A 22,069-nucleotide genomic window follows, 5' to 3' on the forward strand; every position below is an offset into this window, starting at 1 on the left:
AGGCCGAGGGGCAGTTAGGTACTCGTCCGTAGGACGCGATACTTTTTAAGCTGTGTGCTTCGCACGGCGTATTTGTACTGGGCCCCGGCCTGCGCCGGGGCGACGTGAGGTGGTGGTAAGGTTTGTGGCAAGTGCGTGCAACCTCCCCCGGGATCTAGTCCGGGGCAGTCTCTGCAAGCAGGGGAGGGGGAAAAGCAAAAAGCCCCGCGTCTGCGGGGCTTTTTGCTTTTGCGGAGCTTTTTACTTCGCGATGATCGTATTGCTTAATCGATATCGAGGAACGAACGCAGCTGTTCCGAACGGCTGGGATGACGCAACTTGCGCAGCGCTTTGGCTTCGATCTGACGAATGCGTTCGCGCGTGACGTCGAACTGCTTGCCGACTTCTTCCAGCGTGTGATCGGTGTTCATGTCGATGCCGAAGCGCATGCGCAGCACTTTCGCTTCGCGCGGCGTGAGGCCGGCGAGCACGTCGCGCACGGTTTCCACCAGGCCCGTTTCCGTGGCCGAGTCGATCGGCGAGCTGGCGTTGGTGTCTTCGATGAAATCGCCCAAATGCGAATCTTCGTCGTCGCCGATGGGGGTTTCCATCGAGATCGGTTCTTTGGCGATCTTCAACACCTTGCGGATTTTGTCCTCGGGCATTTCCATTTCTTTGGACAGTTCTTCCGGCGTCGGCTCACGACCGAACTGCTGCAGCATCTGACGCGAGATGCGGTTGAGCTTGTTGATCGTTTCGATCATATGCACCGGAATACGGATGGTGCGCGCCTGGTCGGCGATCGAACGCGTGATGGCCTGGCGAATCCACCACGTGGCGTACGTGGAGAACTTGTAGCCGCGGCGGTATTCGAATTTGTCCACGGCCTTCATCAGGCCGATGTTGCCTTCCTGGATCAGGTCGAGGAACTGCAAGCCGCGGTTGGTGTACTTCTTGGCGATGGAGATCACCAGACGCAGGTTGGCCTCCACCATTTCTTTCTTGGCGCGACGAGCCTTCGCTTCGCCGACCGACATGCTGCGGTTGATTTCTTTGATGTCGGTGAGCGGCAGGAACAGTTTCTTTTCGATCGAGCGGAGTTTTTCCTGCTCGCTGTCGATGGCCTCGCGATGATGCTTGATGTTCGGCGACCATTTCTGGCGCTTGCGGCCCAGCTCTTCGGCCCACTCGAGGTTGCCCTCGTTGCTGGGGAAGGCTTTGAGGAATTCGGCCTTGGGCATCTTGACGTGCTTGACGAAGATGTCCATCAGCACGCGCTCGTGATGACGGATGTCGCCCACGACTTCGCGCAGCTTGCGCACGAAGCTGTCGATCAGCGCAGACGGCAGTTTCAGCTTGAGGAATTCCTCGGCCATCTGATCGCGCAGCTTGGTCACCTTTTTGTCGGTGATGTCGGCGGCCTTGGGCGCGGCTTTCTGGAACTTGCCGTAGTAGTCGCGCAGCAGTTCCATGCGGCGCTTCACTTCTTCCGGATCGGGGCCGCTGGGGCCGGCATCGTCGTCGTCGCTATCGCCGTTGGCGTTTTCGTCTTCGTCTTCCTCGACTTCGGCATCGGATTCGGCTTCGGCTAGTTCGGCTTCGGCCAGGGCGGCGTCAGCGGCCTGTTCCAGATCGGCGAAGCCGGCCAGGATTTCGCTGAGGCGGCGCTTGCCGTCCAGATGCTGATCGTATTCTTCCAGCAGCAGTTCGATGGTCAGCGGGAAGCTGGCCAGCGCGGTCTGCACCTGGGTGAGGCCTTCTTCGATGCGCTTGGCGATGGCGATTTCGCCTTCGCGGGTAAGCAGCTCGACCGTGCCCATTTCGCGCATGTACATGCGCACGGGATCGGTGGTGCGGCCGACTTCGGCGTCCACGGCGGAGAGCAGCGCGACGGCTTCTTCGGCGGCGGTTTCGTCGTCGGAGGCGGAACCCGGCGCGTTGTCGGCGAGCGGGTCGGCATCGGGTGCGGCATCGTGCACATCGATACCGACGCCTTTGAGCACCGCCATGATGTCTTCGATCTGCTCCGGATCGACGATGTCGTCGGGGAGGTGATCGTTGATTTCGGCGTAAGTCAGATAGCCCTGCTCCAAACCTTTGGAGATGAGCGCTTTAATTTCCGACTGTTGCTCGTGGGCTTTGTTATTCATACCAACCGCCGCGGGATAGGAACCAATCAGTATAGCGATGTGATGCTTTTTTGACCAGTTTTCAAGTGAAAAATTCAGGCACGCCAACACGCAAAAATCGCGCCAAATCGCGGTTTTCAGCGTGGGTGTGAGTGTTCGAACAAGAGGCCAGTTGCTGTGGCACTTAACGCACCTCTAGCCAAAAGGTGACAGGGCCATCGTTGACCAGGTGAACCTCCATATGGGCGCCGAAGCGTCCGATTTCCACCCTCGGATGTGCGTCGCGCGCCAATGTCACCAAGCGTTCGAACCAAGTTCGTCCGTGTTCGGGCGAAGCGGCGCTGGTAAAGCTTGGACGCATGCCTGAACGGGTGTCGGCGGCGAGGGTGAACTGGCTGACCAAGAGCAATCCTCCGCCGGTATCGGTAAGGGAACGGTTCATCTTGCCGGCGTCGTCGGAGAACACGCGGTAACCCAGTAGGCGTTCCACCATCCGTTTGGTTTGCGCTTCCCCGTCCTCCGGCTGCACCGCCACCAAGGCGAGCAAGCCCGCGCCGATGGCGCCCACCGTTTCGTTGTCGACGTCGACGCGCGCGGAGGTGACGCGCTGAATCAAGGCAATCATGGGCGACCGGGGCATTGCATGGAGGACGGCGGTAACTCTGCAGGGGAAAGGTTGATGGGTAAAGAGATGGAAGGCGGCTTGAGGAGGGGGCGTGTCCGACGCGTTTGGAGGGCGATGGCCCACACGCCTATCAACGGCAGGTGTCGGCAATGCTTGAGAAAAAAGCTCCCTCCCCTGCGACGGCAGGGGAGGGTCGGGGTGGGGTCGTTCGCGCTTGCTATGAAGTTGTTGAGTTCCATGCAAGTGCGGGCAACCCCACCCTAGCCCTCCCCTACACGTAGGGGAGGGGACAGATTTGCGCAGCGACAAGAATCATTCGCTCAATGGCTCGTCGCCCTTTACCCTTACGCGTTCGCCCGCTACACACCCAACCATGCGTCCTGATATCTACCTCGTCTACGTGCTACTGCGTTTGTTCGGTCTGTTGCCGTTGCGCTGGCTGCAGGCGATCGGCGCGGGGTTCGGGCGTTTGGCGATGCGTCGCGGCGGGAAGATGGCGCGCTATACGGCGGTGAATCTGCGCATCGTCGAACCTGAATTGGACGAAGCGTCGCGTGCCGCTCTGGTGCGCGAGGCGATGATCGAAGGCGGCAAATCGATCACCGAGATCGTCAAGATCTGGGGCTCCAGCGCCGAGCATGCATTGAGCCTGGTGCGCGAAGTGCGTGGCGAGGCGTTGTTTGATGCGGCGCTGGCGTCGGGCAAGGGCGTGATCATCGCGGCGCCGCATCTGGGTTGCTGGGAGCTGCTCAATTACTGGCTGTGCCGCAAAACGCCGATCGCGATTTTGTATCGACCGCCGCGCATCGCCGCGGTCGAAGCGCTGCTGCGCAAAGTGCGCGGCGCGTTGGCGCCGGAACAAGTGCGAGCCGAAGGCGCCGGCGTGCGCACGTTGTACAAGCGACTGGCGGCGGGTGGCACGGTGGGCATTCTGCCGGATCAAAAACCGCGCGCCGGCGAAGGCGAATTCGCGCCGTTCTTCGGTCGCGAGGCGATGACGATGGTGTTGTTGCCGCGCTTGGCGGCGCGCACGGGTGCGACAGTGTTGTTCGCCTTCGCCGAACGCTTGCCACGCGGCGAGGGTTATCGCATCCACTTTTTGCCGGCGCCGGAAGGGTTGGACGATGCGGATTTGCCGCGCGCGTGCGCGGCGCTCAATCGTGGCGTGGAGAACTGCGTGAATATCGCGTTTGCGCAGTATCAGTGGCATTACAAGCGGTATTCGGCGGATAACCGGCCGAGTCCATATTGAGGGCTATTTTGCGGAAGAGTTTCGTATACCTCACCGTCATTCCGGCGCAGGCCGGAATCCAGTACAAACGTGTCGTGCGAAGCACTCAACTTCTTAGATTTTGCGTGCTTCGCACAGCGTACTTAACTGGATTCCGGCCTTCGCCGGAATGACGGTGAGGTAGGGTTATGGCTGGCGAATTGAACCTACTTCTGCTCGATTCTGCGCAAAAACACCGCCATTTCCTTTTCGGCTTGCTTGTCACCACGTTCCTGCGCGACAGCAATGCCTTGCCGCCACGCGTCCGCAGCGCCCGCTTCATCGGCATTCGCCAAACACGCCTTGCCGAGCAATTTCCAAGCGGCGGAGTAATGCGCATCAAACGCCACTGCGCGCCGAAGTTCTTCCATCGCGCCCTTTGCATCGCCGGCATCAAGCAACGCTTTCCCCAACGAAAACCGTAGCAACGCGCCATCGCGCGGACCATCGCGCTGCGCGCGCAGGCTGTCGATCAGCGATGTCACGGCTCCGCGCCGTACTGCACCGCCGCGGTACCCGCAGGGAAGACGCGCGGCGGTTGTGCCGGTTCCGATGGTGTGCGACCGGAGCGCAGCGCCGCCAAAGTCGGCGCCGACCACACGGCCAGCCAGGACGAACGGAACGGCTGCGCCAGCAACGCGTAACGACGGGCCGTGGCGTCGAGTTGATTGGGGTGCGTCACGATCAAACCATCCGGATGATCGCTGGCGAATGTCTGCAGCGCTTGCCCGTCGCGCAGTTCGATGATCGATTGCGTGAGCTGTCCGGCGAAATGGAATTGGCCTTCGTAGCTGCCTTCGAACGCGACCGGATGATGTTCGGATTGCGCGGAGGAAATCAGCGCGGTGGTCGGGCTCAAATCGTATTTGTGCCACAGCGTGAGCGTAAACAGCGTGTTGAGCGCAAGCGCGCCGAGCAAACCGGCGACGGCGACGCGACGCATTTCACCGCGTCCGCGCATCAGCAGCAAACAACCCAGCAGCAAGAAGGCGACGCTGAAGGTGCGGCTGAACGGCGCGGCGCCGACGATCCATTCGCTGTGAATCGTTTGGCTCGCTGAAATGTACGGCAACGCGAACAGCACTACGGCGAAGAGAATGCCGCCGACGCCAAGAATCCAGCTGCCCAGCCAGTAGTTTTCCGACAGCGCCACGCGTTGCTCGCGCAATTCCGCGATGGCGCCGGCGACCAGCAACATCCAGCCGCCGAATTCCGGCAGCAGGTAATACCACTGCTTGCCGCTGATCAACGAAAACACCACGAACGAAGGAATCAGCCAGCAAAGCGCAAAGCGCAGACCGTTGGTGAACGGTTTGCGCAGCGTGCCCAACGCAACCCATGCGCGCGGCCAACCGCTGAACGGGAACAGCAGCATCGGCAGCCACACCAGGTACCAGCCGAACCAGTTGGGATGGCTTTGCAATTGCTCGTCGTGCTGTGCGCCGTTTACCACGCGACCAGCGGTTTGCGTAAAGAACAAACGGTGGCGATACGCATCGCCGCCGCTGAAGCCGGCCGGTACCGCCCACGCCACCAACAACGCGAAACCCAACAGCACCGACAACGCACCGCGACCGTACCAACGTGCGCGATGTTCGCGCGCCCAATCGTTCCACAGCGGGCCCAGCAGCCACGGAAACGCGATATGCAGCAGCATCACCGGTCCCTTGGTGAGCAGGCCGGCGCCGATCAAAACGCCAAACAACAACCAGCGCGGTTCGCTGCGGCGCACGGTTGGCGTCAAGCACAGCAGCGCGCCGAGCACGCAATCGGCAAGCAGCACTTCGTACATCACTTGCAGGCCGAACAGGAAGGCGTACGACAACGCCATCAACATCCACGGCGCCGCTTTGGACACCCACGGGCGCTCCGGGAAAAGACGACGCGCGAGTATCGACACCTGCACCAGCTGCACGCCGCCGAAAATCACTTCCAGCACGCGCGGCCACACGTCGTTGACGCCGAACACGAACCAGCCGGCATGAATCAGCCAGTACAGCAGCGGCACTTTCTCGCTGTACGCCTCGCCGTTGATATGCGGCACCAGCCAGTGATGGTCGCGCCACATGTCCCACGCCACGGCGAGCGTGCGCGTCGAGTAGAGCGGCATCGGGCCATGCGAAAAGATCGCGATCAGCGCGACAACGGTCCACAACGGCAGCCACGGCCACACGCTGCGTAACACTTCAGAACGGCGATAGTGAGTAGGAGACACGTTTCTAAGGCCATCCGTGTTGATGTAATCGGAATTTTAACAACTTGAGCGCCTGAACTGGTTCTGTATTCAGGCCGGACCCCAATAACCGATGCGACGGCGCAACTTTAGCTTGCGCCACAAATTCAAGGGCTTGGCTTTGCGATTGCGTCCGCCAGCGACAATAAACGCGTCGATCGCATCCAGCACCCGTTCACTTGAGTGACCGTCGCGATAAGGATGGATCGCGTCGCTGTATGCGCGAATCGCCTGCATCAGTTCCGGCGGACGCGCCAGCGCTCGCTCGATGGCCGGCTCGAATTGCGACGGATCGTCGATATCGATCAGCTGCGGACCGGGCGCGCGATTCTTGAACGTCACCACCGGTTTGCCGGTGAGCAGGAACTCGTTCAACGCAGACGATGTATCCGAACACATCATGTCGACCTGCGGGAACAGTTCGAGAATATTGTCGTTCTCGGCGAACGTCAGATACGCGTTCTGCAGCGACTTGAACTTCGCCACCGTCTCCGGGTTCATCTTGGGATGGAAGGAAACGATCCAGCGCCAACGCCCGTCGCGCGAAAGACGATTCACTTCGTCGTACAAGGTTTCCGCTGCGCTCCACGATGGCGAGAAGGTGGAGTGATACAAAATGACGCGCGGGGTGCGCACGGGTGGAAGCGGCCCGGCGATTTCCTTCATAAAGGGATCGACTTTCGGCCAGCCCGTTTCCGTTACCGCAAAATGCCCGAGTTGTTTCGCGAGCGCGCCGAACTTCTCCGTATCGCGCGGACCGGTGGTGCAGTACAGATCGAAGAATCCGCGGATGTAGACATGTCGCGGTTTGCCTGCGTCGAAGCCGTGGAACACCTCGACTTTCACGCCGGGAAAGAAATGCGGCAGATGATTGCCGGGCGTGATCACCGCGATGGGATTCCACTTGCGCACGTCCTGCACGCTGAGCAGGCGTTCGCCTTCGACCAGATCTTCCGCGCCGGGACCGTCGAAGAACCAGGCGGTTTCATCGCCACGCGCGCGGATGGCGTCTTGCAGCGGGCGCAGGATGGCCAGCGCGTAACGTTCCGATCCGTAGAGAAGGTAGTGCTTCGGCATCGTTCAATGATCCAGTCCGCTACGCGTGAGCGCGGCGGCAGCGGTGTCGCGGGAGGCGGGATTCTGGCGCATTTCGTAGTAACGCATGCGCTTGTATGCCGCGTAGCTGGCGGCCGTTTGCGCAATGGCGTAACCGCGCCAACCGTCGAGAAAGCCGAGGCGCAACACGTAGTCTTTGAAGAACGCCAGCGCGAACACGAAGGGTGTTTGCCACATGCGAGTCGGCTTGTTCTTGTCCAGCCAGTCGCGACATTTCAGTTCGGCGTAAAGCAGCACTTTAAGCTGCTTCTCCACCAGGCTGGGATTGTTGTCGTGCAGAAACGGCGCATGAAAGGTGACCGATGCGCCGCTGAATTGCAGCGACTCGTGCACGCGCACATCGTTCCAGCGCGCGCGGTCGCGGTGATAGAAACGCGCCATCTTTTCGCCGACCGCAGGGCGGTACCAGCGCATGGGCTTGCCCATGTAGATGAGATGCCGGCGCAGAATCGCCGCCGCCGCGTCGCTTTCCATCAAGGCCGGCAGGCGACGTTGCAGTTCGTCGACGAGTTCGGGCGTGAGGTACTCGTCTGCATCCAGCGCGAGTATCCAAGGGTGACGGCATTGTGTGGCAGCAAAATTACGCTGCGGCCCGAAACCCAGCCAATCCTGATGCACCACGCGCGCGCCATGGGCTTGCGCGATCGCCACGGTATCGTCGGTGCTGCCGCTGTCGACCACCAGTTTTTCGGCAGCGAACGGCACGCTGTCCAGGCAACGCGCGATTTTTTGCGCTTCGTTGCGGGTGATCACAACAAGCGTGATGGGTAGAAGGGGCGCCATGCGCGCATTCTAGCGGGCATCCGACGTGCCGAGGGGTGTGAGCCGGGTCACGGCTAGGTGTGCTGCGTTCCGGCGACGTTCCATTCTCGCGTTATAGGGTAAGGTAAGATGCGCGCCGCACGGGCGGCTCACCACATTTGGCCTCTCGTGAGCTCGAAATGTGCCGGCCCGCATGGCGAAATGATGCATCGGCGTTCGTGAGTCGTATTGGAAACCGAGATCGTCATGCCCAAGTCTGCCGTGGCCAGCGTTACCGTCATGGTCTCCACCTATAACTGGAAGGAGGCGTTGGCCCTTTCGCTGCGCAGTCTGGCCAAGCAAAGCCGCCTGCCAGATGAAGTGATCGTGGCCGACGACGGATCGCGCGAAGACACGGCCCAATTGCTGGCCGAGATCGCCAAGACCTTTCCGGTGCCGTTGCGTCACGTGTGGCAAGCGGACGAGGGTTTTCGCAAGGCGCGCATCCTCAATCGCGCGATTGCCGCCGCGCATGGCGAATACGTGATCCAGCTCGACGGCGACATGCTGGCGCATCCGCGCTTCGTGGAGGATCACCTGAGCCTCGCGCAGCAAGGTCGGTTTTTGCAGGGCACGCGCATCCGCACCACGGTTCCCGAAACCGATCGCCTGCTCGCTGGCGGTCAACCGCGTTTTGGTTGGTTCGTTGATGCGTATTTCCGCGACGACAACGATCGCAGCACGTATCACTTCGGCCGTCGACATCACACGTTGCGGTTGCCGTGGCTGGCGCGCATCAAGTCGCGTTCCACCGGTCATCCGATGGGATGCAATGTGAGTTTCTGGCGCGAGGATCTGCTGCGCGTCAACGGTTACGACGAGCGGATGCACGGTTACGGCAGCGAGGATTTGGAAATCGATATTCGTTTACGCAATGCGGGATTGCGCCGTTCGCAAATCAAATTTGCGGCGCTGGCGCTGCACTTGGAGCACGCCTCGGTGTCGTCGCAGGATCCGGCCGATCCGGAATTGCCCAACAACAAACTCTTGTTCGCTAGCGCGGAACGCCATCTGGTGCGCAGCGAGTTTGGTCTAGACGCGCATCTCGCGGATTTTGTGCTCTCGCCGGCGGCGGATATCCGCAAGCCAGGGAGCCAACGCGCATGACCGCTCCGTTGCGACTTCCGACGGAAACGGAAAGCAGGAACCCGCAGGGCAACACTCCCATCGTGGTGGTGTTGCAGCGCTTGCTGATGGCGGGCATGGCGTGGCTCATCATTGGCATGGCGGTGATGCCGTCCAGCATTTCGTTCAATCCCAGCAAGGCGTATCAAATCGTTTTGGCGTTGACGATGTGGCTGCCGACGCTGGCGCTGATCGCGATGCGACCCAAGCGCGTGGTCGATGTGTGCAAGATGCCGACGATGCCGTGGGTGATCGCCTTGCTGGCGTGGGGTTGCGTGTCGCTGGCGTGGAGTCACGCGCCGCACCGCGGCGACGAAGCGATGCGCGATTTCAGCATCTTTTTGTTTCTGATCGCCTGCCATTGGGTTTTCGGCGGAAACGAAGCGCGTACGCGTTGGCTACTGGTCAATTGCGCTTTGGTGCTCGCCGCGGTGTCCGTGTTCGACATCGTCGAATTTGCGCTGCATCCGCCCACGGACGATCGTCTGATCGGCATCGGTGTGATGGGTAACGCCAATCTCGCGGCGGCCGGCATGGGCGCGGGATTGATCTGGTTGTGGCCTTGGCGCGCGGAAGGTTGGCGCTGGGTGACGGTGAAGTGGCTGGCGATCAGCACACTCGCGCTGTTTATCCTGCTTACGTTTACGCGCAGCGCCTGGGCTGCGTTGTTCGGCGCGCTGGTGGTGATGGTGCTGTGCCGCGGCGGTCGGCGCGCGTGGCTGTATGCGGGCGTGATCTGCGTCCTTGGCGTATTGGGTGTCGTCGCCGGATTCCATGTGCTGATGGAGCGCGGTTTGTCGCTGCGCCCGGAAATCTTTGCGAAATCGTTGGATATGTTTCTGCAACATCCGTTGCGCGGCTTGGGGCAGGGCACGGCGTTCACCATCGAAGCCGGCAACGAAACGCTCGATCACGCGCACAACATGTTCGCGCAGCTCGCCATCGAACTGGGTTTGCCGGCGGTGCTGATGTGGCTCGGCATTTGGCTGGCGCTCGGCTGGCGTGCATGGCGTCATCGGCACGATGCGCTTGGCTTGATCGTGCTTGGCCTGTGGGTGTTCGGTTCGATCGCCGTGGAATTCGATCTGCCGCACCTGTTGGATAGTCCGCGACCCGGCTGGTTGATTACGTGGCTACCGCTGGCGCTGAGCTGGACCTTCGCTCGGCCGAACCCCGCAAAGCGCTCGGCATGAACGTTTCGCTGGTTATCACCACCTACAACTGGCCGGCCGCGTTGGCGCGCGTGCTGGAAAGTGTGGCGATGCAGACGCGTCTTCCTGACGAGGTGTTGATCGCCGACGACGGTTCAGGTGCGGAAACCGCTGTGCTGATTGCGCGCGCCAGCGAAAGCTTGCCGGTGCCGTTGCGGCATGTGTGGCAGGAAGATTTGGGCTTCCGCGCCGCGCGCTCGCGCAACCGCGGTATTGCGGCGAGCAAAGGCGATTACATCGTGCTGCTGGACGGCGACATGATGATCCATCCCCGATTTATCGCCGACCACTTGATGATGGCCGAGCCTGGTTTTTTTCTGCAGGGCGGTCGACTCAAGGCGAACGATGCGGAAAGCCAACGCCTCCTTGCGGGCGGCGAGCCGGTTTACGCACCGTGGGTAAAAGCGAACTTTCATGAGTTCGACGGTACACGCCGGCTTTACGCGTTTCGCCAGCCGTTATTGGCGCGTTGGAAAGCGCGCTCGCGCAACGGCGGCCGCGTGATGAGCTGCAATATGAGTTTCTGGCGTGAGGATCTTTTGCGCGTCAACGGCTTCGACGAGCGCATGGAAGGCTATGGCGCGGAAGATCGCGAGTTGGTCGTGAGACTGGAGAACGCAGGTTTGCGCCGCCGAGCGCTGAAGTGGTGCGCGCTGGCGATGCACTTTGAGCACTCCACGCGTCAGCAGGAAAACTTGAACGATCCCGATTTGCCGAACAATCGGTTGCTCAAGGCGAGCATCGAGCAGCGCCTTGTGCGTTGCGAGCTTGGCATCGATCAGCACACCGCGGAATTCGTCAACAGCTAGCGCTACAGCGCGGCTAATGCGTTCTGTAATCGTTGCGGGAAATGCGCATGGTTATGTTCGAACCAAGCGCGCGCGGCTTCGCCCATCGCTTCGGCCGTCGAAACATCCATGCTCAAGCATCGTTCGATGGCCGCTTCCATACTGGTTTCGGTAAAGCCATACGTCGTGGCGAGGTCTTGCGTGCCAATGGCTTGCGCGGGCACCAGCAAGCCGCGCTCGACGCTCACCAGTTCGTTCATCGGTTCGGCATTTAAGGTCACGACAACTGCGCGGCAACTCATCGCTTCGACCAAATAATGGCCGAAACCTTCGGTTTGCGACGGGCATAGGTGAAAGCGATGTTCGTTTTGCAAACGGCGATAATCGGCGTCGCTGAGATGGTCGCGAATCAGGGTGACGTTTGCCGGCAGCGTTTCGATCTCGACGCGTTTACGACGCCAGGCCACGGTGAGCATCGGCCATTCGGGATGCTTGCGCCATAGCTCGAGCAAGGCTTGCGTGCCTTTGTTGCCGCTGCGCCCCGGGCCGTGAAAGAAAGTGTAGCGACGCGCGACGCTGGCGTCGTATCGATCCGTGCTAGTGAAGCCAATAAAACGTGTGGTTGCGCCAAGCTGTTGGAACAGGCGCTCGGCGTGATGGGTTTTCACCCACACCGCATCCACCATCGACAGCGCGGCTTTGTCCTGTGGCCGAAAATATTCTGGATTCGGTATCAGCACGTTGCGCTTCGCGCCGCGCAGAAATTCGGGGCGGATGCGTTCCAGCATTACGTTTACGTCGAACGCGGGCGGTTTGCGCGCAAGTGTCATACGCGTCAACCATTCGGCGAACCGTCCGCGATGCGGCAAACCGGTGGTCTGCGTCTGGCAACTCGTACCTTGCAGTGCGTCCGCCAAGAGTGGCAGATCGCGACTGAGGCCCGCGGCGTTGTCGCGGGCAATTAACTGACAACGCAGCATGGTGCGATCAGTTTGCGGCATCGTCGGGCTCCGGCATTTCGTCGGCATTCTTAGGTACGCAGCCTTGGATCGCCGCGTCGGATTTGAACAGCCACCAATTGCGGCGATTGGCGTGCCCGACGTTGATGGCTTTGCGGCGATCTACGCATTCGCCCATGGATGGATCTTGTGCGAACAGCCAACGCGTAGCCGGCGCGGCAGCCTGCCATTGCACGGCATGCACGAACTGCTGCGATGTAGGCGCGCTGAAACCGAAGTCCATCGCGTGCCGGTCGAGCATCAGCATGTTTTGTTCCTTCCAATCGACCAAACCTACTTCGTCTTGTGCACTCAAACGCGCGCTGACATGTTGCATAAGCTCCGCCGACGAACTGCTGTCGTTGAGCAATGGATACGCCCACAGTCCCCACACCAGCCACAGCGCCAGCATGCCGCTGGCCACCGCGACGTGCACGCGACGCAAGCGGAAAATGGCGAGCGCCAACCACTGCGCGGCGCCGATAACGATGCACATCCACCACAAGCTGTCCGCAGGTCCATTGAAACCGCGATCGTAAGCGAGCTTGGTGGCGAACGCCGGATGCGCCGTTAATGCGTAAACGCCCAGCCCAAGCATGCAGCCGCCGATCACAAGCAGAAACGCAGCGCCGAGCACGCGCAGCCAGCGCGTGGCGAGCAACGCTTCAAGATAGGGTGCAGTGATCAACGCCAGCATCGGCACGATAGGCAGCACGTACACGTCGCGTTTGCCGGCGGATGCGCTGAAAAACACGAGCACCAGCACGATCCATCCCAGCGGCAGCAGGATGCGCGCATCCTTGGCTTTCAACGCATTCCACCAACGCGGAAACGTGCCGGGATAGGTCAGCGACAACGGCAGCCAGTTGTAGACCATCAACGGCAGATAGAAGAACGCCGAATGGATGTGGTGCCACGCATGTGCGTAGCGGCCCGCGGTTTGATGGAAAAGAATGTTGTGCACGTAAGCCGCATACACCGGATTGTCGGCGTGCGCGCGCGCGACCAGCAGCATGGGAACCAACCACAACGCGATCGCGAACAAGGTGGCGACGAGGCCCAGCAGCCAATGCCACCGCGCGCCGTTGTTCATCGCGCTAACACCGTTCCATCGACCGAACGCAGCGAACGCGTAAGGCACCAACATCAACAACGCGAGAAAGCCGACGCCCTTCGTGATGACGCCGAGGCCTGCGCAAAAACAGCCGAACCAGTACAAACGCCAATTCGGTCCGCACAACGTATGACGCAATAAGCCCCAGTTCGCTGCAGTAATGAAGAACACGACCAGCGGATCGATCTGCGCGCGCTTGGCTTGAAACACGAACTGGATGCACATCAGCGCCGCCATCGCGGCGTACATGCCCGTCTTGCGATCCCACAGACGTCGACCAAGGTCATAGAGGAGCCACAGCGTGCCCAGCGCAGCGAGAAACGACGGCAGCATGAAAGCGATGCGCCAGTTCCGCACCAGCTCGAAACTGGCGGCTTCCAACCACATCAGCATCGGCGGCTTGTCTGCGTAAAGCTCCACGCCGCGATGCAGGAACAACCAGTCGCCGCTTTCCACCATTTGTTTCGCGGCGAGCGTGTAGCGGGGTTCGTCGGACGGCCAGGGATCGCGCAGGCCGATACCGACGCCGAGGATCAGGATGGCGAAGAAGACCAGTAGCCAGAACTGGCGGCGTTCCTGAGTTGTGGCAGCGGTGATCGACATGCAAGCGTCCGAGTACTTACTCCTCCCCCTGCTTGCAGGGGGAGGTTGGGAGGGGGTGGTCCGAGCTTGCCGCAAGTTGTGGGGACTTCACCCCACCCCAACCGCCCCTACTGCACGTAGGGGAGGGAGTTGCTTGAGGCATGCATCGGCATCACCGCCGTTCAAGCACGGCATAGTACATGCCGTCGAGATCGTCATCGCCAGGCAGGATTTGCCAGCCGATCGCTGCAGGTTGTCCCGCCGGAAGTTGCACGGGCACAACGCGCGCATCGTCGTGATCTTTCAAGAAATGCGCGATCACCGCTTCATTCTCTGCACGCAACAGCGAGCAGGTGACATAGACCAGACGTCCGCCCGGCGCGAGCAACGGCCACAGCCCCGCCAGAATTCGCTGTTGCTGCGCGACCAGCGTATCGATATCGCTGGCGCGACGATGCAGACGCACATCCGGTCGACGACGCAACACGCCAGTCGCCGAGCAAGGTGCGTCGATCAGGATGCGATCGAAAGCTTGCTTGTCCCACCAGGCGGAGGGATCGCCCGCATCGCCGATGCGCAGATCGGCCTGTAGACCTAGCCGCTCCAGGTTTTGACGAATGCGCGCAGCGCGCGGTGCGTCGAATTCGACAGCGGTAAGCGAAATATTCGCGCGTTCCAACACATGACACGCTTTCCCGCCCGGCGCGGCGCACGCGTCGAGCACGCGTTGACCATCGTGAATATCGAGCAGATCGGCCGCGACTTGCGCAGCGCCATCTTGCACGGCGAATAACCCATCGGAGAAGCCGGGCATGCGCGTCACATCGCTGCTATGCGGCAGCACGATGCCGTCGACCAGCCAGGGATGCGCGTCGGCGGTGTAACCGGCGGCGCGAAGTTGCTCAATCAGCACATCGCGCGCAGCACGGCGACGATTCGCGCGCAACATCAACGGCGGTTCGCGATTGCTATCGGCGAGCACGGCTTCCACGTGCGTGGGCCAATCGGTAGCGATGGTGTCGGTCAGCCACGGCGGAAGCGCGTAGCGCGTCTGTGCTTGCGCATCCAATTGGGCCAACAGCGTGACGCGTTCGCGCTGCCAGCGACGCAGGATGGCGTTCACCAATCCGGCCAGACGCGGACGGTTCAACGCGCGCACGGCCTCCACGGTAGCGGCGACGGCGGCGTAATCCTGCATTTGCAGAATTTCCAACTGCACGATGCCAAGCACCAGCAACGCATGCACTTCGGGTTCTTTGCGGCGCAGCGGTTTATCCAGCAAGCGATCGAGCGCGGCGTCGAAGCGCAACCACCAGCGCGCGCCATCGCTCAACAAAGCAGTAAGCAAGGCGCGGTCGCGTGGATCGCGCAGCTTCGGTGCGCGCTGATCCATCGCTTCGCGCAGCGATACGCCGCGTAGCGCGATATCCGCCAGCGCTTGCGCAGCGAGGGCGCGCGTGTCGTTCATCGCGCCTGACGCAATTCGGGACGTGCGTTGAGGTAATCGACCGCGCTGATGCGTTTGCCGCCCGCGCGTTGCAACGCCGCGACGCGCAATACGCCTTCGCCGCAGGCGATGTCGATGCCATCGCGTTGTGCGCCGATCACTTGTCCGGGCGTTGCATCGTGCGATTGATCGATGGCGCGAGCGGCCCAGATACGCACGTTTTCGCCGGCGATATCGCCTTCGGCGACGGGCCAGGGGTCGAACGCGCGTACTTGATGTTCCAGCGCGATCGCCGGCTTCGAAAAATCGAGGCGCGCTTCGGTTTTTTCCAACTTGTGCGCGTAGACCACGCCGTCATCGGATTGCGTCGTCGCATGCAGCATTTCGCCTGCCAACGTGCGGCGCAAACCTTCGGCGAGTACATCCGCGCCGAGAACGGAAAGACGATCGTGCAGCGTGCCGCCGGTGTCCTCACGCGTGATGACGGTGCGACGTTCGAGCAACACAGGGCCGGTATCGAGCCCAGCTTCCATCTGCATCAGATCGACGCCGGATTCTGCATCGCCGGCGAGAATCGCGCGTTGAATCGGCGCGGCGCCGCGCCAGCGTGGCAACAGACTTGCGTGTACGTTCCAACAACCGAGGCGCGGAATCGCGAGCACTTTGCGCGAAAGAATCAAACCGTATGCAACGACGACCATCAAGTCGGGGCGATACGCTTCCAACGTATTGCGCGCTTCGACGGTTTTCAGCGATTCGGGTTGCTCGACCGGAATATTTGCGGCGAGCGCCGCCTGCTTCACGGGACTGGGTGTGAGCTTGCGGCCACGGCCAGCGGGGCGATCCGGTTGCGTATAAACGGCAACGACTTCAGCGCCGCTCGCTCGGCATGCTTCAAGACATGGGACGGAGAATTCCGGCGTGCCCGCAAAAACAATGCGCAAGCTCACGCGCTCGCAGCCTGCTTGCGCTGCTTCTCCATGCGCTTGAGCAGGATCGAACGCTTGAGCGGCGACAAGTAATCGACGAACACCTTGCCGGCCAGATGATCCATCTCGTGCTGAATGCACACAGCGAGCGGACCTTCCACTTCCAGTTCGAAGGTTTTGCCTTCGACATCCTGCGCGCGCACTTTCACTTTCAACGCGCGGGTGACGTCGGCATAGATGCCGGGGAAGGACAAACATCCTTCCTGATACACCTGCGTGCCGTCCTTCTCCAGAATCTCCGCGTTGATCAACGCGAGGGGTTGGTTGCGCTCTTCGCTCATGTCCGCGACGAGCACGCGCTGGTGCACGTTGACCTGCGTCGCGGCGAGACCGACGCCGTTGGCGGCGTACATAGTCTCGAACATGTCATCGACGAACTGCTTCAATGCGGCGTCGAACGTGGTGACGGGCGCGGCTTTCGTGCGCAACCGGGGGTCGGGGAATTCGAGAATGGTCAGGACAGACATGAGCGGATTACCTCAGGCGCCGGAACTGCGGGCAATTTAATAAAAGCCCCGCCGCGCGCGGTCTAGAATATGGTTATTGTACGTGCTTCAACATGCTGTCGGCGCACGAATTTGCCAACTGGCTCGTGTTGCTTGGGTTAACGGTTCGGTTACACTCGCCCGAGCGTAGGGGGAGGGGGATTCCCGTTTATGATCAAAAAGTCCATTGGGCTGCTGGCCGGCATGCTGGTCACCGTGGCCGTCTATGCGGCTGGGGCTCAGCTTCGTGCCGATCACCCCGACAGCTATACCGTCCATCGGGGCGATACCCTGTGGGGCATCTCCGCCCGTTTCCTGTCCAAGCCTTGGCTATGGCCGGAAATCTGGCAGGCCAATCCCCAGGTTCGTAATCCGCACCTGATCTATCCGGGCGACGTGCTGGATCTGTCCTTTATCAATGGCGGGCCGGCGTTGCGTCTGGAGCCCTCCATGCATCGCGAAGGCGAGGCCATCCCCGCCGTTCCGCTCGATCAGATCAAGCAATTCTTGAAAGATTCGCGCGTGGTCGATCCGGACGAGGTGAAGAACGCCCCGTATGTGATGGGCTTCGAAGAAGGCGACCTCACGGGCACCGTCGGCCGCAATGTCTACGTGCGCAATCTCGACGCCAAGCCGGGCCAGCGCTGGGCGATCGTGCGTCCGACGCATGTGTTCCGCACCCATGGCGGTTCCGGCGCCGAGGAAAGCGACGGCATGACGGCCAACATCGCCGACAGCGACGTCGCCACCATCCGTACGCCCTGGAACGAAGAATGGGCCACCAGCGTCGACAACGTCACGCCGGATCATGCCTTCCGCGGCAAAACGCTGGGGATGGAAGTGACGGTGATCGGCGAGGCCGAAGTGCTGCGCGGCGGCGATCCGTCCACATTGCTGCTGCTCAATTCCATCGTGGAAATCCGCGCCGGCGATCGCTTGATGCCGATCGACGACAACCCGTACGACCCGTATTACTACCCGCATCCGCCGAAGAGCTCGCCCGATGGCGCGCGCGTGATCGCCTTTGCGCAAGAGCGCATGAGCCAGGTTGGCCCGTACGACGTGGTGGTGCTGTCGGTGGGTTCGAAAGACGGCGTCGACAACGGCACCACGTTCTCCTTGTGGCAGCCGGGCGAGCAGGTGCCCGACGACGTGGCGCACAGCAGCTTCAGTCGCTATGACCACAAGTTCGTGACGTTGCCGGACGAATACGTCGGCCACATGATGATCTTCCGCACCTTCGATCACGTCAGCTACGGCTTGGTGATGGACGGTCTGAAGCCGGTGAAGGTCGGCGCACGCGCGAAGATGCCCGAATAACGCGCCTTAGTTAGCGTAAATACCCACAGCACGGCGCGGTCAATCCGCGCCGTTGCCGTTTCTGGGCTCGCGTAGACTCGACGGATGAACGAGCAAGCGGAACTGCGCGATTGGTTGGTGGCGCTGCGCACGCCAGGTCTGGGCCCCGGCGGATTGCGCGAACGCCTCGCCGCGGCGGCTGGGAGTATCGGCGGCGTACTCAGTGATCTTCGACGTCATGCCTTCACCCTCGGCGCGGAAGCGCAGGCGTGGCTGGAACAGCCCGATGAGGCGCGTCTCGCCGCCGATTTTGCATGGTTGAGCGATCCACAGCATCGCCTGCTGCGCTGTACCGATGCGGATTTTCCGCCGCAGTTGGAAACCATTCCGCAGCCGCCGGTCGCGTTGTTCGTGGCCGGTGACGCCAGCTTGTTGCTGCATCCGCAGGTGGCGATCGTCGGCGCGCGCAGCGCCAGCGCGGCCGGGAAAACGAACGCACGCGCGTTCGCGCGGCATCTCGCGCTCGCCGGCTTTGTGGTCACCAGCGGTTTGGCGGACGGCATCGATGGCGCCGCGCACGAGGCGGCCTTGGAGGCAGGTCATCCCACGATTGCGGTAGTCGGCACGGGGCCGGATCTAGTCTATCCACGCAAGCATCGCGAGCTCTCCGGTCGCGTGACGGCGCAGGGCGCGCTGGTCAGCGAATTTCCACCAGGCACGGCAGCTCGGGCGGATCACTTTCCACGCCGCAACCGCATCATCGCGGGGTTGTCGCTGGGGACCGTGGTGATCGAGGCGGGGCTGCAGTCGGGCTCCCTGATCACCGCCCGGCTGGCGGGCGAACAGGGGCGGGAGGTGTTCGCCGTGCCCGGTTCCATCCATAATCCGCTCGCTCGCGGCTGCCACCGACTCATCAGGGACGGTGTGCGATTGGTCGAAAGCCCCACGGAAATTGCCGAAACCCTGGTTCCCGCTGCGCGGGCGCTCGGCGCCGACCTGGCGCAGCGCCTCGAACGGAACCCGGCGGCGCCTGTGGGGCGCGCTCAATCGGCGGCTGGCGGCTGGCGCGACGATCCGGAATACCAGCGGCTGCTGGACGTGCTCGGACACGATCCTATGGCTTTGGACGACCTGGCGACGCGCACCGGGCAGAGTGCCGCCGTCTTGTCATCCATGCTGCTCATGCTGGAGCTGGAAGGCTGCGTCGAGGGCTTGCCGGGTGGTCGCTATCAGCTTCTACCGGGTCTTTGATCTTGCCCAGAAGGCGCGCTAGACCTCGCTTTCACACGTACCAGCTTGACAGCCGTTAAGCCGGCGTGCCCCAACTATTAATAGGCGACCGTTCAGAAACGGCCGCACATGGACTTCTCGGAATCTCAAGCTACATGGCAAAGAACCTGCTCATCGTCGAGTCGCCGGCCAAGGCCAAGACGATCAACAAATACCTCGGCAAGGACTTCCAGGTCCTGGCCTCCTACGGTCACGTGCGCGACCTGAAGCCCAAAGAGGGCGCGGTCGACACGGACCACAACTTCGAAATGAAGTACGAGGTGATCGAGCGCAACGAGAAACACGTCGACGCCATCGCCAAGGCGGCCAAGGTCGCCGACGACATCTTCCTCGCGACCGACTTGGATCGCGAAGGCGAGGCGATCAGCTGGCACATCAGCGAGATCCTCAAGGAGCGCGGCCTCGCCAAAGGCAAGAAAATGCATCGCGTGGTGTTTTCGGAGATCACGCCCAAGGCGATCAAGGCCGCCGTCGCTGCACCGCGCGAACTTTCGCACGACATGGTGGACGCCCAGCAAGCGCGCCGCGCGCTGGACTATTTGGTCGGCTTCAACCTTTCGCCCGTGCTGTGGCGCAAAGTGCAGCGCGGTCTTTCCGCCGGTCGCGTGCAGAGCCCGGCGCTGCGCATGATCGTGGAGCGCGAAGAAGAAATCGAAGCCTTCGTAGCGCGCGAATACTGGACCGTGGAAGCGCAGCTCAAGCACGCCGACGGCGATTTCAGCGCGCGCCTCACCAAGCTCAACGGCAAGAAATTCGAACAGTTCGACCTGACCAACGAAACCGATGCGATGGCGGCGCGCGCCGCGCTGAAAGAAGCCGCGCACGGCAGCCTCACGGTCAGCGAAGTCGGCAGCAAGGAACGCAAGCGCCGTCCTGCGCCGCCGTTCACCACGTCGACCTTGCAACAGGAAGCCGCGCGCAAACTCGGCTTCGGCACCACGCGCACGATGAAAATCGCGCAAGGGTTGTACGAAGGCGTGAGCATCGGCAGCGAAGGCAATGTCGGTCTGATCACCTACATGCGTACCGACTCCACCGCGCTCTCGGGCGACGCGCTCGGCGAACTGCGCCAGCTCATTGCGCGCGACTACGGCAAAAAAGCGGTGCCGGATCATCCGCAGGTGTATCGCACCAAATCCAAGAACGCGCAGGAAGCGCACGAAGCGATTCGTCCCACTTCCGCCATGCGCACGCCGCGCGAAGTGGCCGCGTTCCTTACCGATGATCAGCGCAAGTTGTACGAATTGATCTGGAAGCGCACGGTCGCGTGCCAGATGATTCACGCCACGATGAACACCGTGTCGGTGGATTTCGATCTCAAGCATGTGAAAGGCGGCGATGCGGCGTTTCGCGCGACCGGCACCACGGTGATCGATCCGGGCTTTCTTGCCGTGTACGAAGAAGGTCGCGATCAGAAATCCGCCGAGGACGACGACGAAGGTCGTCGCTTGCCGAAACTCGTCAAGGGCGAGCAGGTTCCGCTGCAGGACGTTCTCGCCGATCAGCATTTCACCGAGCCGCCGCCGCGTTATTCCGAAGCGAGTTTGGTGAAGGCGCTGGAGGAATACGGCATCGGTCGTCCGTCCACGTACGCCAGCATCATTCAAGTGCTGCAGAACCGCGAATACGTGTTGTTGGACAATCGCCGCTTCCGTCCCACCGACGTGGGTCGCGCGGTCAGCAAATTCCTGACGCAGCACTTTACGCAATACGTCGACTACGACTTCACCGCCAAGCTCGAAGACGAGCTCGACGCGGTGAGCCGCGGCGAAGAAGCGTGGGTGCCGCTGATGCGCCGCTTCTGGGAACCGTTCAAGCAGCAGGTGGAAGAAAAAACCGAATCGGTCGATCGCAGCGAAGCCACCGGCGCGCGCGAACTCGGCACCGATCCCAAGAGCAACAAACCCGTTTCCGTGCGCCTGGGTCGCTATGGACCGTATGCGCAGATCGGCGACAAGGACACCGACGAGAAACTGCAATTCGCCTCGTTGCGTCCCGGCCAAAGCATGCACACGATCACGCTCGAAGAAGCGCTGGAACTCTTCAAGCTGCCGCGCAAGCTCGGTCAAGCGGAAAACGGTGATGAAGTGAGCGTGGGCGTCGGTCGTTTCGGGCCGTTCGTGAAGCAGGGCAGCACCTACGCCTCGCTCAAGGCGGAAGACGATCCGTACACCATCGAATTGCCGCGCGCTCTGCAGATCGTGCAGGAAAAGCTCGAGCTGCTCGCCAACCGCATCATCAAAGATTTCGGCAACGGCGTGCAGGTGCTCAACGGTCGCTTCGGTCCGTACATCACCGATGGCGAAAAGAACGCGCGCATTCCGAAAGATCAGGAACCCAAGGAACTCACCGAAACGCAGTGCCTGGAATTGCTGGCTGCCGCGCCGGTGAAGAAAGGCCGCTTCGGCAAGAAGACCGCTACCGCGAAAGCGGCGCCGGCCGCGAAGAAGGCCGCGGCGAAAAAAGCGCCGGCAAAAAAGACGGTGACCAAGAAAGCCGCTACCAAGAAAACGGCTGCGAAAAAAGCCGCCACAAAGAAAACCGCCACCAAAAAAGCAGCGGCCAAAAAGGCGAAGGCGTGAACGTGA

Annotated in this window: 18 protein-coding genes; 7 read left to right on the forward strand and 11 right to left on the reverse strand. The window is 61.5% G+C overall.

All coding sequences use genetic code 11. The features are described 5' to 3' along the window. Positions 1-263: 263 nt before the first annotated feature. Positions 264-2,129, reverse strand: a complete 1,866-nt coding sequence (gene rpoD / locus L0U79_RS03685; RefSeq protein WP_233840536.1) for an RNA polymerase sigma factor RpoD — start codon at positions 2,127-2,129, stop codon at positions 264-266. A gap of 163 nt (positions 2,130-2,292) precedes the next feature. Next, positions 2,293-2,733, reverse strand: a complete 441-nt coding sequence (dtd, locus tag L0U79_RS03690) for a D-aminoacyl-tRNA deacylase (RefSeq protein WP_233840537.1) — start codon at positions 2,731-2,733, stop codon at positions 2,293-2,295. A 373-nt stretch (positions 2,734-3,106) separates the two neighbouring features. Between dtd and L0U79_RS03695 the strand changes: the two genes are divergently transcribed. Next, positions 3,107-3,985, forward strand: a complete 879-nt coding sequence (locus L0U79_RS03695; protein WP_233840538.1) for a lipid A biosynthesis acyltransferase — start codon at positions 3,107-3,109, stop codon at positions 3,983-3,985. 185 nt (positions 3,986-4,170) lie between these two features. On the opposite strand, the gene L0U79_RS03700 is transcribed toward L0U79_RS03695, so the two are convergent. The 4 genes from L0U79_RS03700 to L0U79_RS03715 form a co-directional block, all read right to left on the reverse strand. Further along, on the reverse strand, positions 4,171-4,488 hold the full coding sequence (locus tag L0U79_RS03700; RefSeq protein ID WP_233840539.1) for a tetratricopeptide repeat protein: 318 nt from the start codon (positions 4,486-4,488) through the stop codon (positions 4,171-4,173). Beyond that, positions 4,485-6,218, reverse strand: a complete 1,734-nt coding sequence (locus tag L0U79_RS03705) for a glycosyltransferase family 39 protein (protein ID WP_233840540.1) — start codon at positions 6,216-6,218, stop codon at positions 4,485-4,487. Before L0U79_RS03705 ends, L0U79_RS03700 begins: the two co-directional genes overlap by 4 nt. A 69-nt stretch (positions 6,219-6,287) precedes the next feature. Continuing rightward, the gene (locus tag L0U79_RS03710) at positions 6,288-7,313 is read right to left on the reverse strand and encodes a CDP-glycerol glycerophosphotransferase family protein (RefSeq protein ID WP_233840541.1); all 1,026 of its coding nucleotides are present in this window, start codon (positions 7,311-7,313) and stop codon (positions 6,288-6,290) included. A gap of 3 nt (positions 7,314-7,316) precedes the next feature. Then, the gene (locus tag L0U79_RS03715) at positions 7,317-8,135 is read right to left on the reverse strand and encodes a glycosyltransferase family 2 protein (RefSeq protein WP_233840542.1); all 819 of its coding nucleotides are present in this window, start codon (positions 8,133-8,135) and stop codon (positions 7,317-7,319) included. A gap of 225 nt (positions 8,136-8,360) precedes the next feature. Between L0U79_RS03715 and L0U79_RS03720 the strand changes: the two genes are divergently transcribed. The 3 genes from L0U79_RS03720 to L0U79_RS03730 are packed head-to-tail and all read left to right on the forward strand — an operon-like array spanning position 8,361 to position 11,298. Next, positions 8,361-9,260, forward strand: a complete 900-nt coding sequence (locus L0U79_RS03720; protein WP_233840543.1) for a glycosyltransferase family 2 protein — start codon at positions 8,361-8,363, stop codon at positions 9,258-9,260. Beyond that, positions 9,257-10,471, forward strand: a complete 1,215-nt coding sequence (locus L0U79_RS03725; protein WP_233840544.1) for an O-antigen ligase family protein — start codon at positions 9,257-9,259, stop codon at positions 10,469-10,471. Before L0U79_RS03720 ends, L0U79_RS03725 begins: the two co-directional genes overlap by 4 nt. Next, positions 10,468-11,298, forward strand: coding sequence for a glycosyltransferase family 2 protein (locus L0U79_RS03730; RefSeq protein WP_233840545.1), 831 nt, complete (start codon positions 10,468-10,470; stop codon positions 11,296-11,298). The genes L0U79_RS03725 and L0U79_RS03730 overlap by 4 nt, the downstream gene beginning before the upstream one ends. Positions 11,299-11,300: 2 nt before the next feature. Here L0U79_RS03730 and L0U79_RS03735 read toward each other — a convergent pair whose 3' ends face one another. The 5 genes from L0U79_RS03735 to def form a co-directional block, all read right to left on the reverse strand. After that, the gene (locus L0U79_RS03735) at positions 11,301-12,278 is read right to left on the reverse strand and encodes a glycosyltransferase (protein WP_233840546.1); all 978 of its coding nucleotides are present in this window, start codon (positions 12,276-12,278) and stop codon (positions 11,301-11,303) included. Then, on the reverse strand, positions 12,265-13,992 hold the full coding sequence (locus L0U79_RS03740; RefSeq protein ID WP_233840547.1) for a glycosyltransferase family 39 protein: 1,728 nt from the start codon (positions 13,990-13,992) through the stop codon (positions 12,265-12,267). The genes L0U79_RS03735 and L0U79_RS03740 overlap by 14 nt, the downstream gene beginning before the upstream one ends. Positions 13,993-14,143: 151 nt before the next feature. After that, positions 14,144-15,439, reverse strand: a complete 1,296-nt coding sequence (gene rsmB / locus L0U79_RS03745; protein ID WP_233840548.1) for a 16S rRNA (cytosine(967)-C(5))-methyltransferase RsmB — start codon at positions 15,437-15,439, stop codon at positions 14,144-14,146. Then, positions 15,436-16,362 (reverse strand): methionyl-tRNA formyltransferase, encoded by a 927-nt coding sequence (gene fmt / locus L0U79_RS03750; RefSeq protein ID WP_233843823.1) that lies wholly within the window; start codon positions 16,360-16,362, stop codon positions 15,436-15,438. The genes rsmB and fmt overlap by 4 nt, the downstream gene beginning before the upstream one ends. A 2-nt stretch (positions 16,363-16,364) precedes the next feature. Next, positions 16,365-16,874: a peptide deformylase gene (gene def / locus L0U79_RS03755; RefSeq protein ID WP_233840549.1), complete on the reverse strand. Its 510-nt coding sequence runs from the start codon at positions 16,872-16,874 to the stop codon at positions 16,365-16,367. 189 nt (positions 16,875-17,063) lie between these two features. On the opposite strand from def, the gene L0U79_RS03760 reads away from it, so the two are divergent. The 3 genes from L0U79_RS03760 to L0U79_RS03770 all read left to right on the forward strand — a co-directional run bounded on the left by L0U79_RS03760 (position 17,064) and on the right by L0U79_RS03770 (position 22,063). Continuing rightward, positions 17,064-18,212: a LysM domain-containing protein gene (locus L0U79_RS03760; RefSeq protein ID WP_233840550.1), complete on the forward strand. Its 1,149-nt coding sequence runs from the start codon at positions 17,064-17,066 to the stop codon at positions 18,210-18,212. An 84-nt stretch (positions 18,213-18,296) separates the two neighbouring features. Beyond that, positions 18,297-19,442: a DNA-processing protein DprA gene (dprA, locus tag L0U79_RS03765; protein ID WP_233840551.1), complete on the forward strand. Its 1,146-nt coding sequence runs from the start codon at positions 18,297-18,299 to the stop codon at positions 19,440-19,442. A 134-nt stretch (positions 19,443-19,576) separates the two neighbouring features. Further along, complete coding sequence (locus L0U79_RS03770; RefSeq protein WP_233840552.1) at positions 19,577-22,063, forward strand: DNA topoisomerase I; 2,487 nt, start codon at positions 19,577-19,579, stop codon at positions 22,061-22,063. The last annotated feature ends 6 nt before the right edge of the window (positions 22,064-22,069 follow it).

Source organism: Dyella sp. 2HG41-7 (genome assembly GCF_021390675.1).
GTDB lineage: Bacteria > Pseudomonadota > Gammaproteobacteria > Xanthomonadales > Rhodanobacteraceae > Dyella_B.

Bases quoted from the DNA above. Each gene is read 5' to 3' on its own strand.
- rpoD (WP_233840536.1), bottom strand. From the start codon at position 2,129: ATGAATAACAAAGCCCACGAGCAACAGTCGGAAATTAAAGCGCTCATC.
- dtd (WP_233840537.1), bottom strand. From the start codon at position 2,733: ATGATTGCCTTGATTCAGCGCGTCACCTCCGCGCGCGTCGACGTCGAC.
- L0U79_RS03695 (WP_233840538.1), top strand. From the start codon at position 3,107: ATGCGTCCTGATATCTACCTCGTCTACGTGCTACTGCGTTTGTTCGGT.
- L0U79_RS03710 (WP_233840541.1), bottom strand. From the start codon at position 7,313: ATGCCGAAGCACTACCTTCTCTACGGATCGGAACGTTACGCGCTGGCC.
- L0U79_RS03715 (WP_233840542.1), bottom strand. From the start codon at position 8,135: ATGGCGCCCCTTCTACCCATCACGCTTGTTGTGATCACCCGCAACGAA.
- L0U79_RS03720 (WP_233840543.1), top strand. From the start codon at position 8,361: ATGCCCAAGTCTGCCGTGGCCAGCGTTACCGTCATGGTCTCCACCTAT.
- L0U79_RS03725 (WP_233840544.1), top strand. From the start codon at position 9,257: ATGACCGCTCCGTTGCGACTTCCGACGGAAACGGAAAGCAGGAACCCG.
- L0U79_RS03730 (WP_233840545.1), top strand. From the start codon at position 10,468: ATGAACGTTTCGCTGGTTATCACCACCTACAACTGGCCGGCCGCGTTG.
- L0U79_RS03735 (WP_233840546.1), bottom strand. From the start codon at position 12,278: ATGCCGCAAACTGATCGCACCATGCTGCGTTGTCAGTTAATTGCCCGC.
- L0U79_RS03740 (WP_233840547.1), bottom strand. From the start codon at position 13,992: ATGTCGATCACCGCTGCCACAACTCAGGAACGCCGCCAGTTCTGGCTA.
- rsmB (WP_233840548.1), bottom strand. From the start codon at position 15,439: ATGAACGACACGCGCGCCCTCGCTGCGCAAGCGCTGGCGGATATCGCG.
- def (WP_233840549.1), bottom strand. From the start codon at position 16,874: ATGTCTGTCCTGACCATTCTCGAATTCCCCGACCCCCGGTTGCGCACG.
- L0U79_RS03760 (WP_233840550.1), top strand. From the start codon at position 17,064: ATGATCAAAAAGTCCATTGGGCTGCTGGCCGGCATGCTGGTCACCGTG.
- dprA (WP_233840551.1), top strand. From the start codon at position 18,297: ATGAACGAGCAAGCGGAACTGCGCGATTGGTTGGTGGCGCTGCGCACG.
- L0U79_RS03770 (WP_233840552.1), top strand. From the start codon at position 19,577: ATGGCAAAGAACCTGCTCATCGTCGAGTCGCCGGCCAAGGCCAAGACG.